Genomic DNA, 13,797 nt, shown 5'->3' with positions numbered 1-13,797 from the left:
CATCGCTCGATCATTTACGCCTTGAATTCAGATGAGTAGTGGGCATGCTCATGTGAGCGATATTCGGGCTCTACGGGGGTTGCGCGTTCGGGACTTGAACGCTGGGGGAGTGCGGCGCGTACCCGCCAGTCACTTTCGATCTCCTGGCGGACGGGTGGTTACGTCCGTATGACAGCTGAGTGGACGTACCCACAGGCCTTGGATCTGGGTATGTTCCTCGCCGTCAGGGCAGCCACCGAGCCTCGAGGAGTCGAGACCCGTGTCGGAAAACAAAGATCCTCAGGTAGACACTCAGGCGTCGCAGGGGGTGAAGTTCGTTTACGACTTCACCGAGGGCAACAAGGACCTCAAGGACCTCCTCGGCGGCAAGGGTGCGAACCTCGCCGAGATGACCAACCTGGGCCTTCCCGTCCCGCCGGGCTTCACGATCACCACCGAGGCCTGCAAGGTCTACCTCGACAGCGGGGACGAGCCGGTGGCACTCCGTGACGAGGTGAGTGCCCACCTCGACGCGCTCGAGCAGAAGATGGGCAAGACGCTCGGCCAGCCCGACAACCCCCTTCTGGTGTCGGTCCGTTCGGGCGCCAAGTTCTCCATGCCGGGCATGATGGACACCGTCCTCAACATCGGCCTCTCCGACAAGTCGGTGCAGGGCCTCGCCAAGCAGGCAGGCGACGAGCGGTTCGCCTGGGACTCGTACCGGCGTCTCATCCAGATGTTCGGCAAGACGGTGCTCGACGTCGACGGCGAGCTCTTCGAGGAAGAGATCGAGAAGGCCAAGCGCGCCAAGAAGGTCGTGGTCGACACCGACCTGGACGGCGCCGACCTGAAGAAGCTCGTCACCAGGTTCAAGAAGATCGTCAAGACCGAGGCCGGGCGCGACTTCCCGCAGGACCCGCGCGAGCAGATGGACCTCGCCATAAGGGCCGTCTTCGAGTCGTGGAACACCGACCGTGCCAAGCTGTACCGCCGCCAGGAGCGCATCCCCGGCGACCTCGGCACGGCCGTCAACGTCTGTTCCATGGTCTTCGGCAACCTCGGTCCCGACTCCGGTACGGGCGTCGCCTTCACCCGTGACCCGGCCAGCGGCCACCAGGGCGTGTACGGCGACTACCTGCAGAACGCGCAGGGCGAGGACGTCGTCGCGGGCATCCGCAACACCGTCGCGCTCGCCGATCTGGAGAACATCGACAAGAAGTCGTACGACCAGCTCATGCAGATCATGGAGACCCTGGAGAACCACTACAAGGATCTCTGCGACATCGAGTTCACCATCGAGCGCGGCCAGTTGTGGATGCTCCAGACCCGCGTCGGCAAGCGGACGGCCGGTGCCGCCTTCCGCATCGCCACCCAGCTCGTCGACCAGGGACTCATCGACGAGGCCGAGGCCCTGCAGCGGGTCAGCGGCGCGCAGCTCGCGCAGCTGATGTTCCCGCGCTTCGACGACGAGGCGAAGGTGGAGCTCCTCGGGCGCGGCATCGCGGCGTCGCCGGGCGCGGCCGTCGGCAAGGCGGTCTTCGACTCGTACACCGCCATCAAGTGGTCGCGCTCCGGCGAGAAGGTCATCCTCGTGCGCCGCGAGACCAACCCCGACGACCTCGACGGCATGATCGCCGCCGAGGGCATCCTGACCAGCCGGGGCGGCAAGACCTCGCACGCGGCGGTCGTCGCGCGCGGCATGGGCAAGACCTGTGTCTGCGGCGCCGAGGACCTGGAGGTCGACACCAAGCGCCGGCGCCTGACCGTCGGCGGCACCGTCGTCGAGGAGGGCGACGTCATCTCCATCGACGGCTCCACCGGCAAGGTGTACGCCGGTGAGGTGCCCGTCGTCCCGTCGCCGGTCGTCGAGTACTTCGAGGGCCGGATGCACGCCGGAGCCGACGACGCCGACGAACTGGTCGGTGCCGTGCACCGGATCATGGCCTACGCGGACCGGGTACGCCGCCTCCGAGTACGGGCCAACGCCGACAACGCCGAGGACGCGCTGCGCGCCCGCCGGTTCGGCGCCCAGGGCATCGGCCTGTGCCGCACCGAGCACATGTTCCTCGGTGAGCGGCGCGAGATGGTCGAGAAGCTGATCCTCGCCGACACGGACGCCGAGCGCGAGGAGTCGCTGAAGTCCCTGCTGCCCCTGCAGACGAAGGACTTCGTCGAGCTGTTCGAGGCCATGGACGGGCTGCCCGTCACCATCCGCCTCCTCGACCCGCCGCTGCACGAGTTCCTGCCCGACATCACCGAGCTGTCGGTGCGCGTCGCGCTCGCCGAGTCCCGCCAGGACAACAACGAGAACGACCTGCGCCTGCTCCAGGCCGTGCACCGGCTGCACGAGCAGAACCCGATGCTGGGCCTGCGCGGCGTGCGGCTCGGCCTGGTCATCCCCGGCCTGTTCTCCATGCAGGTACGGGCCATCGCGGAGGCCGCCGCCGCCCGCAAGAACGCCAAGGGCGACCCGCGCGCCGAGATCATGATCCCGCTCGTCGGCACCGTCCAGGAGCTGGAGATCGTCCGCGAGGAGGCCGACCAGGTCATCGCGGAGGTCGAGGCCACGACCGGCGTCAAGCTGAAGCTCGCCATCGGCACCATGATCGAGCTGCCCCGCGCCGCCCTCACGGCCGGACAGATCGCCGAGGCCGCCGAGTTCTTCTCCTTCGGCACGAACGACCTCACGCAGACCGTGTGGGGCTTCTCCCGGGACGACGTGGAGGCCAGCTTCTTCACCGCGTACCTGGAGAAGGGCATCTTCGGGGTGTCGCCGTTCGAGACGATCGACAAGGACGGTGTCGGCTCGCTGGTGAAGTCCGCCGTCGAGGCGGGCCGCGCCACGCGACCCGACCTCAAGCTCGGCGTCTGCGGCGAGCACGGCGGTGACCCGGAGTCGGTCCACTTCTTCCACGAGGTGGGGCTCGACTACGTCTCCTGCTCGCCGTTCCGCATCCCGGTCGCGCGCCTGGAGGCGGGCCGCGCGGCCTCCACCTCGGCGGGCAGCGACCACCGCTGATCCCCGTGTGACCCCCGGAGCCGCCGTCGGTCCCCGACCCTCACCGATCGCGGCGGCTCCGGTGTTCGACGAAAGGGCGGCACCCCTGTGCGGGGGGTGCCGCCCTTTCGCGCGGGCGGGCCGGGCACTTTACTGTCGGGTAAGTTCACCCGGTAACGACCGACCCGCGCCCAGGGAGCACAGCCATGAGCGGCTGGAACGCCAGCGACATCCCCGATCAGAGCGGCCGCGGCGCCGTGGTCACCGGCGCCAACAGCGGCATCGGGTACGTCACCGCGCGGGAACTCGCGCGGGCCGGTGCCCGCGTCGTGCTCGCCTGCCGCAGCGCGGAACGCGGCGGCGCCGCGGTGGACCGGCTGCGCGCCGAAGTGCCGGGCGCCGACGTCGAGTTCGGGGCGCTCGACCTCGGGGACCTCGGCTCGGTGCGGGAGTTCGCCGGGACGTGGACCGGGCGACCGCTCGACCTGCTCGTCAACAACGCCGGGGTCATGGCCCTGCCGTACGGGCGCACGGCGGACGGCTTCGAGACCCAGTTCGGCGTCAACCACCTCGGGCACTTCGCGCTGACCGGCCTGCTGCTGCCCAGCCTCCTCGACGCGGCCGCGCCCCGGGTGGTGTCGGTCTCCAGCGGGCTGCACGCCCTGGCCAACATCGACATCGACGACCTCAACAGCGAGAAGCAGTACCGGCGCTGGGTCGCCTACGGCCGCTCCAAGACCGCCAACCTGCTGTTCGTGCACGAACTGGCCCGGCGCGCCGCCGACGCCGGGCTGGTGGCCGCCGCCGCGCATCCCGGATACGCCGCCACGTCCCTGCAGGCGCGCGGCGCCCAGATGGAGGGCCGCAAGGGCGCGGAGCGGTTCTACGAGGTGGGCAACCGGGTCTTCGCGCAGCCCGCGGAGACCGGGGCGCTGCCGACGCTCCACGCGGCGACGGCGCCCGGGGTGCGCTCCGACGACTTCTACGGCCCGCGCGTGATGATGTGGCGCGGGGCGCCGGCCAGGTCGTGGCGGGCGTCGTGGACCGTGAACGACGTGGCGGGGGAGCGGTTGTGGGCGGCGTCGGAGCGGTTGACCGGGGTCACCTATGAGGGCCTCAAGGGGTAGCGCCGCGTCACGAGAGCCCGGCCGCACTGAAGATCGCCCGCGCCTCGTCCCCGTCCACCCGCGCCCCGAGCTCCCGCAACACATCCTCCCCGGCCACCAGCAACCCACTGGCCCGGGCCCGGCCCGCCCCGGTCTCCACCCGGTGCCACAGCACCGGGTTCGCCACGAGCACCGCGGGGTCCAGCTCCACCCGTGCCCCCAGGGCGTCGCGCAGGACGAGACGCGGCGTCAGCCCCTCGCCGCGGCGCACCGACACCAGCAGGTCCGTGCAGACGTGGCGGCGGCGCAGCAGCCCGTGGACCGCGAGCCGGCCGGGGCCCGCCATGACGCGCGGCGGGTGCAGCACGGCGTAGAGGAGCAGGGACAGGCCCGTCCACAGCAGGCCGCGCACCGGGCTGAGCGTCTCGTTCGCCGCGTCGATCAGCGTGACGAGCCCGAGCAGCAGGAGGGAACAGAGCGCCGCGGCCCGCAGCTCGTGCGCCCAGTTCCGGTCGGTGACGGTGTGCGTGGCGCCGTGGGGTACATGAGGGGTGACCTTGCCTGCCATACGTCGCACCGTAGGCCGGAAGCGGGAGCGCGGCGCCCGTCTTTGACGTTCCGCTGATTCGTGCAGGCCGCACCTTTACGCTTCGCTGACGGCCTCACAGCGACGACACACAGAACGAACGACGACACAGAACGAACAGGGGGAACACCCGCGATGACCATCAGCCGCAGGGGACTGCTCGCCACCGGAGCCGTCGGCTCCGCGCTCGGTCTGCTCAGCGCGTGCGGGTCCAACACGGGGCGCGGCGACGGAGGTTCCGAGGGCGGGCCGAAGCTGTCGCAGTGGTACCACCAGTACGGCGAGGCGGGCACCGAGCAGGCGGTGAAGAAGTACGCGGCCGCGTACGACAAGGCCGACGTCGCCGTGCAGTGGCGGCCGGGAAACTACGACCAGCAGACCGCCGCCGCCCTGCTCACCGACTCCGGACCCGATGTCTTCGAGGTCAACGGCCCCTCCCTGGACATGATCCAGGGCAAGCAGGTCGCCGACGTCACCGACCTCCTCAAGGGCGTCGAGGACGACTTCAACCAGGCCGTCCTCGCCCCGAAGCGCCACGACGGCAAGATCTGGGGCATCCCGCAGGTCATCGACATGCAGATGCTCTACTACCGCAAGAGCCTGCTCGACGACGCGGGAGTGAAGCCGCCCACGACGCTCGACGAACTCGTCGACGTGGCGAAGAAGTTGACGACCAAGAAGGTCAAGGGGCTCTTCCTCGGCAACGACGCCGGCGCCGGAGTCCTCGGCGGCACCCCGCTCTACGCCGCCGGACTCTCGCTCGTCACCGAGGACGGCGAGGTCGGCTTCGACGACCCGGCCGCCGCCCGCGCCCTCGGCAGGATCCGCCGGCTCTACACCGACAAGTCGCTGCTGCTCGGCGCGCCCGCCGACTGGTCGGACCCGTCGGCGTTCACCCAGGGCCTCACCGCCATGCAGTGGTCGGGCCTGTGGGCGCTGCCCGCCGTCCAGAAGGCGCTCGGCGACGACTTCGGCGTCCTGCCGTTCCCCGCGGACGGCGCGCAGGGCAAGCCGTCCGTGCCGGTCGGCGCGTACGCCGCGGCCGTCTCCACCCGCTCCAGGCACCAGCAGGCGGGCAAGGACTACCTGAAGTGGCTGTGGGTCGAACGCACCGACTACCAGGAGGACTTCGCCCTCGGCTACGGCTTCCACATCCCGGCGCGGATCTCGCTCGCCAAGAAGGCGGCCAAGCTGCGCGAGGGCGCCGCGGCCGACGCCGTCCGCTTCACCACCGACCACGGCTTCGCCCAGCCGCTGCTGTGGACCCCGGCCGCGCAGACCGCGTACCAGGACGCGCTCAACCGCATCGTCAAGAGCGGCGCGAACCCGGAGAGCGAGCTGAAGAAGGTCGTGCGGAAGGTGTCGGCGGAGCTCGACCGCGTGAAGAAGAAGTGACGCGCACGGCATCCCAACTCCGCGAGCGCAACCGGGCGTTGTGGTTCTGGGTCTTCGTCGGCCCCTTCGTGCTCGGCCTGCTCGTCTTCACGTACGTACCGCTCGGCTGGAGCGTGTACCTCAGCTTCTTCGACGCGCACAACACCGTCACGCCCGACACCTTCGTCGGACTCGACAACTACACGGCGCTGCTGAAGGACGACGCCTTCACGAGCAGCCTGTGGACGTTCTGCGTCTTCACGCTCTTCATCGTGCCCGCGACGTACGCCGCTTCGCTCGCCCTCGCCCTCATGGTGAACCGGCTGCGGCGCGCGCAGGCGTTCTTCCGGTCGGTGTTCTTCCTTCCCGCCGCGTGCAGTTACGTCGTCGCCGCCCTGATCTGGAAGATGTCGATCTTCAACGGGGTGCGCTTCGGGCTCGCCAACACGCTGCTCGGCTACGTGGACGCCGACCAGGTCGCCTGGCTGTCGACGACCGATCCGCCCTGGTACTGGCTCGTCATCGTCACCGTACGGCTGTGGCTGCAGGCCGGCTTCTACATGATCCTGTTCCTGGCCGGACTGCAGCGGATCAGCCCGACCCTGTACGAGGCGGCGTCCGTCGACGGAGCCCGGCCCGGATGGCAGGTGTTCCGGCACATCACGTTCCCTCAGCTGCGCGCCACATCCGTCGCCGTGGTGCTGCTGCTCGTCATCAACGCCTTCCAGGCCTTCGACGAGTTCTACAACCTGCTCTCCGACGCGCGCGGCTATCCGCCCTACGCCCGGCCGCCGCTCGTCTACCTCTACTACACCGCCCTCGGACAGGGGCAGAACCTCGGACTCGGCAGCGCGGGCGCCGTCCTGCTGGCCCTGATCATCGCCGTGGTGACGGTGGGTCAGGCGCAGTGGTTCGGGCTCGGCAGGAAGGAGGCCGACTGATGAGCGCCACCCGCCGGACGCGGGACGACGGTCTGGTCCGGGCGGGACGCGCCCTGCGCCTGGCCCTGCTCGTCGCACTCGCCCTGCTCTTCCTCATCCCCTTCTACCTCCTGGTCCGCAACGGCCTCGCGAGGGAGGAGGACATCACCTCGCCGGACTGGACGTTCTTCCCGTCGGACATCCAGTGGGGCAACATCGGCGAGCTGTTCGACGACACCTCCGTCCCCTTCGCCCGCTCCCTGCTCAACTCGGCGCTGATCGCCGTCCTGACGACCCTGGGCACCCTGCTGCTCGCGTCCCTCGCCGGGTACGGGCTCGCCCGCATCCCGTACCGGCACGCGAACAAGGTCTTCTACGCGATCCTGGGCACCCTCATGGTCCCGGCGGCCGTCACCTTCGTACCGACCTTCGTGCTGGTGTCGTCGCTCGGCTGGGTGTCGACACTGCGCGGACTCATCGTGCCCACGCTCTTCTCCGCGTTCGCGTGCTTCATCTTCCGGCAGTACTTCCTCGGATTTCCCCGGGAGTTGGAGGACGCGGCGCGGGTGGACGGGCTCGGATACTGGCGCACGTACTGGCGCGTGGTCGTGCCGAACGCGCGGCCCGTCTTCGCCGCCGTCGGCACGATCGTCTTCATCGGTGCCTGGAACTCCTTCCTGTGGCCGCTGGTCATCGGGCAGGACCGGAACGCCTGGACGGTGCAGGTGGCGCTGTCCTCCTTCACCACGTCCCAAGTGGTGCGGCTGCACGAGCTGTTCATCGCGGCCGCCGTGTCGATCGTGCCGCTGCTGCTGGTCTTCCTGCTGTTCCAGCGGTGGATCGTGGCGGGGGTGGAGCGGTCCGGGATCGATTGAGTGGGGGGTGCGTCTGCGGGGTGCTGTGCGTTGCCGGGTGCGCGTGGTGGGTGGCTGGTCGCGCAGTTCCCCGCGCCCCTGAGGGCTCGCGGCTTCGCCGCTTGCCCTCATCGATGGAGGTGCGCACGCAGTGAGCACCTCCAGGGGGGCGCGGGGAACTGCGCGACCAGCCCACCACAAGCCGCGTGATCAGGCCGCGGCCCCGCCGTCGATCACCAGGTCCGTGCCGACCACCGACGCGGCGTCGTCCGAGGCCAGATACAGCACCGCGGCGGCGACCTCGGCCGTCGCCGCGACCCGGGCGAGCGGGGACTCGGCCTTCATCCGGATCGCCCGCTCGGCCTCGGTCTCGCCCGGCCGCATCGACATGGCGGTGTCCGAGGCGCCCGGGCTCACGGCGTTGATGCGGATGCCCTCGGCGATGTGGTCGAGGGCCGCGCCGCGGGTCAGGGCGGAGACGGCCGCCTTGGAGACGGCGTACGCGGTGACGCCCGGCTGGGTGCGGTGCGCCCCGAGGTTCGAGGCGATGTTGACGATCGCGCCGCCCGACTCCTGCCCGCGCATCTGGGCGACCTCGGCCTGGAGCGCGTACAGGACGCCCGTGACGTTGATGTCGAGCAGCGTCCGCCAGTCGTCGGCCGGCAGGTCGGCGATCGGGGCGCCGCCGCGGAAGACGCCCGCGTTGTTCACGGCCACGTCCAGCGCGCCGAAGCGGTCGACCGCCGCGCGGACGGCGGCCGCCACGTCCTCGGCGCGGCTCACGTCGGCCACCTGTGCGTGCGCGGTGCCGCCCGCCTCCTCGATCAGGGCGACGGTCTCCGCCAGCGGGGCCGGGGTGCGGCCCGCCACGACCACGTTCGCGCCCTCCGCGGCCAGGGCGAGCGCGATGGCGCGGCCGAGGCCGGAGCCCGCGCCGGTGACGAGGGCGGTCCTGCCGCTGAAGCGGGTGCGGGGTGCGGAAGGGGCGACAGTCATGACGGTGTTCCTCTTTCTTGACCGATCGGTTCAGTATGAGGGCATGAAGAAGGGAGGCGCGTGGGTGGCAGGTGGCGGTCAGTCCAGCAGGGTGAGTGCCTGCTCGGCCGCGTCCCGGACCCGGGCCGGGTCCTGCGACGCCTTGCCGGTGACCCGGATTCCCTGGAGCAGTACGAGGAGCATGCGGGCGAGGGCGCGCGGGTCGCGGCCCTCGGGCAGTTCGCCCCTGGCCCGCGCGCGGGTGAGCGTCGCGTGCAGCAGCGTCTCGATCTGCTCCCAGGAGCGCTCCACGCGGCGCGCGGCCTGCGTGTCGTGCGGGCCGAGCTCGGCCGCCGTGTTGGTGACGAGGCAGCCGAGCCGGCGCCGATCGTCCGTGGCGGCCTCGTCGGCGAACCGGCGCACCAGGGCGCGCACGGCGTCCAGCGGCGGCCCGTCGCCCGACAGCTCGGCGACGGTGACCGCCCCGGTGGACTCGGCGTACCGGTCCATCGCCTTCAGATACAGCTCGTGCTTGTTGCCGAACGTCGCGTAGATGCTGGCGCGTCCGACGCCGAGGTGCTCGACGAGGTCCGCCATCGACGTGGCCTCGTAGCCTCGCCGGTGGAACAGCTCCTGGGCCGCCCGCAGCGCGGCGTCGGGGTCGAATTCCTTGGTCCTGGCCACAGCCAGGACCCTACGGCTTTCTGGAACGGTCGGTCAAGTAATCTCGGGAGTCAAGTAATCTCGGGAGTCAGGGAGTCAGGGAGTTAAGCGGTCCGTGCGGCGTACGTCCGGACGGCCACTCCGTCGTCGTCCAGGCAGCGGCCCGTCTCCAGGTCGAAGCGCTGCTTCAGCAGCGGCGACGCCACGAACGGGCGCCCCCGGTCGGAGCCGAGCAGCCCGCGCGAGAGCACGGCCGCGCCCGTGAACGGGTCGGTGTTGTCGATGGCGTGCACCCGGCCGGAGCGGTCCAGGAAGACCGCCGCCTGGCGGCCGTCCGGCAGCAGCGCGGCGACTCCGCGGCCCGGCGTGAGGCGGGACAGGTCGCATACCGTCAACCACTCCTCCTCCAGGCCGAGTTGCACCAGTACCGTCGTCTTGTCGGGGGCGATCGGGGCCATGGTCATCGGACAGCCAGTCCTTCCAGGGGGATCAGCGGCAGCTCGGGCTTGATCTGGTCGCGCTCCGGGACGAAGCGGACCGTCGGGTCCGGGGTGTCGGGGGCGTTCACGAAGGAGACGAAGCGGGCCAGGCGCTCCGGGTCGTTGATGGTCTGCGACCACTCGTCGCGGTAGCCCGCGACGTGCTCCCGCATCAGGGTCTCCAGCTCGTCGCAGAGGCCGAGCGAGTCGTGCACGACGACGTCCCGTACGTGGTCGAGGCCGCCCTCGATCCGCTCCAGCCAGACCGAGGTGCGCTCCAGGCGGTCGGCGGTGCGGATGTAGAACATCAGGAACCGGTCGATCAGCCGGATCAGCTCGGCATCGCTCAAGTCCTGTGCCAGCAGGTCCGCGTGACGGGGTGTCATGCCTCCGTTGCCGCCCACGTACAGGTTCCAGCCGTTGGCGGTGGCGATGACGCCGAAGTCCTTCGACTGGGCCTCGGCGCACTCGCGGGCGCACCCGGAGACCGCCGACTTCAGCTTGTGCGGGGACCTGAGCCCCCGGTACCGCAGCTCCAGGTCGATCGCCATCCGGACCGAGTCCTGCACCCCGTACCGGCACCAGGTCTGCCCCACGCACGACTTCACCGTCCGCAGGGCCTTGCCGTACGCGTGCCCCGACTCGAAGCCGGCGTCGACCAACCGCGCCCAGATCATGGGCAGTTGCTCGACCCGGGCGCCGAACAGGTCGATGCGCTGGCCGCCGGTGATCTTCGTGTAGAGGCCGTAGTCGCGGGCGACCTCGCCGATCACGATGAGCTTCTCCGGGGTGATCTCACCGCCCGGGACGCGCGGCACGACCGAGTACGAGCCGTTCTTCTGCAGGTTGGCGAGGAAGTGGTCGTTGGTGTCCTGCAGCGCCGCCTGCTCGCCGTCCAGGACATAGCCGTCGGCGCCGATCGAGGGCGCGAGCGAGGCGATGACCGAGCCGACGGTCGGCTTGCAGACCTCGCAGCCCTCGCCGCCGCGCGCCGCCTCACGGCCGTGCTCGTCGAGCAGCTGGGCGAAGCTCGTGATCCGCTTGACGCGCACGATCTCGTACAGCTCCTGACGGGTCTGCCCGAAGCAGCCGCACAGTCCGTCGTCGCCGGACTTCGGCAGCAGCTGGCCGATGAGCTTGACGCAACTCCCGCACCCGGTACCGGCCTTGGTGCACTTCTTCACCTCGGGCAGCGTGCCGTGCTCGCAGATCTCGCCCTTGGTGACGTTGTGGCAGGAGCAGATCACGGCCTCGGCGGGCAGGGCGTCCGGGCCGAGCTGGGCCGGACCGCCGGCCCCCGCCGGGAGCACGAGGGACTCGGGTGCGACGGGCGGCACGGTGCCGGTGAGGGCGCGCAGCGTGCTGTAGGCCTCGGCGTCGCCGACGAGGATGCCGCCGAGGAGTTCCCCCTCGCCGCCGATGACGAGCTTCTTGTACGTGCCCGAGCGCGAGTCCGAGTAGACGACGTCGAGGCAGCCGTCGGCCGTGCCGTGCGCGTCGCCGAAGGAGGCCACGTCGACGCCGAGCAGCTTCAGCTTGGTGGAGAGGTCGGCGCCGGTGAACGCCGCGTCGGCCTCGGCGATGGTGTCGGCGGCGGTCAGCGCCATCTCGTACCCGGGGGCGACGAGCCCGTACACCCGCCCGTCGGCGGCCAGCGCGCACTCGCCGATCGCGAAGACGTCCGGGTCACTGGTGCGGCACTGCTCGTCGACGCTGATGCCGCCCCGCTCGCCGACCGACAGGCCCATGTCGCGGGCGAGCTGGTCGCGCGGCCGGACACCGGCGGAGAAGACGACGAGGTCGGTGGCGAGTGCGGAGCCGTCCGACAGCTTCATCCCGGTGACCCGGCCGTCCGCGTCCGCGACGATCTCCTGGGTGCCGACGCCGGTGTGCACGTCGAGGCCCATGTCGGTGATGGTCCGCAGCAGCGCCTGGCCGCCGCCCTCGTCCACCTGCACGGGCATCAGGCGCGGCGCGAACTCGACGATGTGCGTCGCCAGTCCGAGCCCTTGCAGCGCTCCGGCCGCTTCCAGACCGAGCAGCCCGCCGCCGACCACGGCCCCGACGGTGGAGTTGTTCTTCGCGTACTCCTCGATCGCGTACAGGTCCTCGATGGTCCGGTACACGAAGCAGCCGGTCGCGTCCTTGCCGGGGACCGGAGGCACGAACGGGTACGAGCCGGTGGCGAGGACGAGCGTGTCGTACGGGACCTCGAGCCCCGAGCGCGCGTGCACGGTCCGCGTCTTTCGGTCGACGACCACGGCCGGGTCCCCGACGTACAGCTCGATGCCGTGCTTCTCGATGAACTCCGGGTCCGTCATGGACAGTTCCTCGGGCGACGTGCCCGAGAAGTAGGAGGTCAGGTGGACGCGGTCGTAGGCGGGCCGCGGCTCCTCGCACAGCACCACCACGCGGTGCGATGCGGTGAGCCCGCGCTCGGCCGCCGCTTCGAGGAAGCGCTGGCCGACCATGCCGTGGCCGACGAGGACGAGCGTGGGCATCGCCGGGGCGGGCGATGTCTTTTCGGTCGGCATGATCAGAGGCCTCCGTCGTGGGTGAGCAGGTGGAGCAGCGGCGCGGCGGTGGTGTCACCGGCGGCGGGCAGCGGTTCGTTCGACTCCCAGGCGTGCGCGAGCGCGCCGACGCTGGCGAGCTCGCCGACCAGGACGCCGCCGACGAGCCGGTCGCCGCGGACCACGACCTTGCGGTACGTGCCGCGGGTGGCGTCCGCGAGCTGGACGACGTCGTCGCCGGGCAGCGCCTCGGTCTCGCCGAACGCGGCGAGATCCAGAGGGCCCGCCGTGTGCGGCAGGGTGAGGCGGGTCAGGGCACGGGTGCCGGTGTACGCGTCCGCGCCACCGGTCAGTACGCCGGCCAGCGCGTCCGCCTGTTCCAGCGCGGGCGTCGCCAGGCCGTACACGGTGCCGGCGTGCTGCGCGCAGTCGCCGACGGCGTGGATACGGGGGTCGGAGGTGCGCAGCGCGTCGTCGACGAGGACGCCCTTGCCGACGTCGAGGCCCGCGGCCTGCGCGAGCCCGGTGCGCGGCCGCACGCCGCAGGCCAGCACGGTCACATCGGTGCCGAGCACGTACCCGTCGTGCAGTTCGACGCGGCGCACCCGCCCGTCGACGACCCCGACTCCGCGCACCCGGCACTCGGTGTGGATCTCGACGCCGAGGGCCGTCAGGTGCCGGCGCACGAGCTCGCTCGACCGCGGATCGAGCTGACGCTCCATCAGCCGCTCGGCCTGCTGCGTGAGGACGACCTGGGCGCCGCGCCGGGCCAGCGCCCGGGCCGCGGAGACGCCGAGCAGACCGCCGCCGATGACGACGGCCCGGGTGCCCTCGGTGACCGTCCCGGACAGCGCGAGGCAGTCGTCCATCGTGCGGAACGCGTGCACCCCGCCCGGCAGTTCGCGCGCCCCGGGCTCGAACAGGCCGCGCAGCGGCGGCAGCACCGGGTTCGAACCGGTCGCCAGGACCAGGGTGTCGTACGGGACCTCGGCGCCGCTCTCGCACTGCACGACGCGGCGCTCGCGGTCGACGCGGACGGCGCGGGTGCGCAGCCGGGGGCCGGGGGTGGCGGGGAGTTCGATCACGTCGGGGGTGTACGTCCCCGCCAGGACCTCGGCGAGCAGCACCCGGTTGTACGGGGCGTGCGCCTCCTCCCCGATGAGCACCGCGCGCTCGCCCAGGCGCTGGGCGAGCCGGGTGCCGGCGAGGCCGGTGCCGATGACGACGACGCGGGACCCGTCCCGGGGCGGCGTGCCGTCGTGCTCGTACGGTGCGGTCATGCTCCGCAGCCTGCGGGGTGGGTGTTTCCCGGTGGCGTCCCGCTGGTTTCTCGTGAGGAACGCGTCCCTC

At 71.1% G+C, this 13,797-nt stretch carries 11 protein-coding genes; 5 read left to right on the top strand and 6 right to left on the bottom strand.

Features of this window, described 5'->3' with window-relative positions:
• Window positions 1-259: 259 nt before the first annotated feature.
• The gene (gene ppdK, locus B072_RS0116140) at window positions 260-2,998 is read left to right on the top strand and encodes a pyruvate, phosphate dikinase (protein ID WP_026245895.1); all 2,739 of its coding nucleotides are present in this window, start codon (window positions 260-262) and stop codon (window positions 2,996-2,998) included.
• 185 nt (window positions 2,999-3,183) lie between these two features.
• Window positions 3,184-4,104, top strand: coding sequence for an oxidoreductase (locus B072_RS0116135; RefSeq protein WP_018530997.1), 921 nt, complete (start codon window positions 3,184-3,186; stop codon window positions 4,102-4,104).
• A gap of 7 nt (window positions 4,105-4,111) precedes the next feature.
• On the opposite strand, the gene B072_RS0116130 is transcribed toward B072_RS0116135, so the two are convergent.
• Window positions 4,112-4,651 (bottom strand): hypothetical protein, encoded by a 540-nt coding sequence (locus B072_RS0116130; RefSeq protein WP_018530996.1) that lies wholly within the window; start codon window positions 4,649-4,651, stop codon window positions 4,112-4,114.
• A 153-nt stretch (window positions 4,652-4,804) separates the two neighbouring features.
• Between B072_RS0116130 and B072_RS0116125 the strand changes: the two genes are divergently transcribed.
• The 3 genes from B072_RS0116125 to B072_RS0116115 are packed head-to-tail and all read left to right on the top strand — an operon-like array spanning window position 4,805 to window position 7,838.
• Window positions 4,805-6,064, top strand: a complete 1,260-nt coding sequence (locus B072_RS0116125) for an ABC transporter substrate-binding protein (protein WP_018530995.1) — start codon at window positions 4,805-4,807, stop codon at window positions 6,062-6,064.
• Window positions 6,061-6,984 (top strand): carbohydrate ABC transporter permease, encoded by a 924-nt coding sequence (locus B072_RS0116120; RefSeq protein WP_018530994.1) that lies wholly within the window; start codon window positions 6,061-6,063, stop codon window positions 6,982-6,984. Before B072_RS0116125 ends, B072_RS0116120 begins: the two co-directional genes overlap by 4 nt.
• Window positions 6,984-7,838: a carbohydrate ABC transporter permease gene (locus tag B072_RS0116115; RefSeq protein ID WP_018530993.1), complete on the top strand. Its 855-nt coding sequence runs from the start codon at window positions 6,984-6,986 to the stop codon at window positions 7,836-7,838. Before B072_RS0116120 ends, B072_RS0116115 begins: the two co-directional genes overlap by 1 nt.
• A gap of 189 nt (window positions 7,839-8,027) precedes the next feature.
• On the opposite strand, the gene B072_RS0116110 is transcribed toward B072_RS0116115, so the two are convergent.
• The 5 genes from B072_RS0116110 to B072_RS0116090 form a co-directional block, all read right to left on the bottom strand.
• Window positions 8,028-8,813 (bottom strand): SDR family NAD(P)-dependent oxidoreductase, encoded by a 786-nt coding sequence (locus B072_RS0116110; protein WP_018530992.1) that lies wholly within the window; start codon window positions 8,811-8,813, stop codon window positions 8,028-8,030.
• Window positions 8,814-8,891: 78 nt separating this feature from the next.
• Window positions 8,892-9,476: a TetR/AcrR family transcriptional regulator gene (locus tag B072_RS0116105; RefSeq protein ID WP_018530991.1), complete on the bottom strand. Its 585-nt coding sequence runs from the start codon at window positions 9,474-9,476 to the stop codon at window positions 8,892-8,894.
• A gap of 83 nt (window positions 9,477-9,559) precedes the next feature.
• Window positions 9,560-9,919 (bottom strand): nitrite reductase small subunit NirD, encoded by a 360-nt coding sequence (gene nirD / locus B072_RS0116100; RefSeq protein WP_018530990.1) that lies wholly within the window; start codon window positions 9,917-9,919, stop codon window positions 9,560-9,562.
• Entirely contained in the window at window positions 9,916-12,468 is a 2,553-nt protein-coding gene (gene nirB, locus B072_RS0116095; protein WP_018530989.1) for a nitrite reductase large subunit NirB, read from the bottom strand. The genes nirD and nirB overlap by 4 nt, the downstream gene beginning before the upstream one ends.
• Window positions 12,469-12,470: 2 nt before the next feature.
• Complete coding sequence (locus tag B072_RS0116090; protein ID WP_018530988.1) at window positions 12,471-13,727, bottom strand: NAD(P)/FAD-dependent oxidoreductase; 1,257 nt, start codon at window positions 13,725-13,727, stop codon at window positions 12,471-12,473.
• Window positions 13,728-13,797 lie beyond the last annotated feature (70 nt).

Source organism: Streptomyces sp. HmicA12, assembly GCF_000373565.1.
In the GTDB taxonomy this organism is placed as follows: domain Bacteria; phylum Actinomycetota; class Actinomycetes; order Streptomycetales; family Streptomycetaceae; genus Streptomyces.
The sequence above is the reverse complement of the archived record's forward strand: the minus strand, read 5'-3'. Positions and strand labels throughout refer to the sequence as shown.

Bases quoted from the DNA above. Each gene is read 5' to 3' on its own strand.
- B072_RS0116110 (WP_018530992.1), bottom strand. From the start codon at position 8,813: ATGACTGTCGCCCCTTCCGCACCCCGCACCCGCTTCAGCGGCAGGACC.
- B072_RS0116090 (WP_018530988.1), bottom strand. From the start codon at position 13,727: ATGACCGCACCGTACGAGCACGACGGCACGCCGCCCCGGGACGGGTCC.
- nirB (WP_018530989.1), bottom strand. From the start codon at position 12,468: ATGCCGACCGAAAAGACATCGCCCGCCCCGGCGATGCCCACGCTCGTC.
- B072_RS0116115 (WP_018530993.1), top strand. From the start codon at position 6,984: ATGAGCGCCACCCGCCGGACGCGGGACGACGGTCTGGTCCGGGCGGGA.
- B072_RS0116130 (WP_018530996.1), bottom strand. From the start codon at position 4,651: ATGGCAGGCAAGGTCACCCCTCATGTACCCCACGGCGCCACGCACACC.
- B072_RS0116135 (WP_018530997.1), top strand. From the start codon at position 3,184: ATGAGCGGCTGGAACGCCAGCGACATCCCCGATCAGAGCGGCCGCGGC.
- B072_RS0116125 (WP_018530995.1), top strand. From the start codon at position 4,805: ATGACCATCAGCCGCAGGGGACTGCTCGCCACCGGAGCCGTCGGCTCC.
- nirD (WP_018530990.1), bottom strand. From the start codon at position 9,919: ATGACCATGGCCCCGATCGCCCCCGACAAGACGACGGTACTGGTGCAA.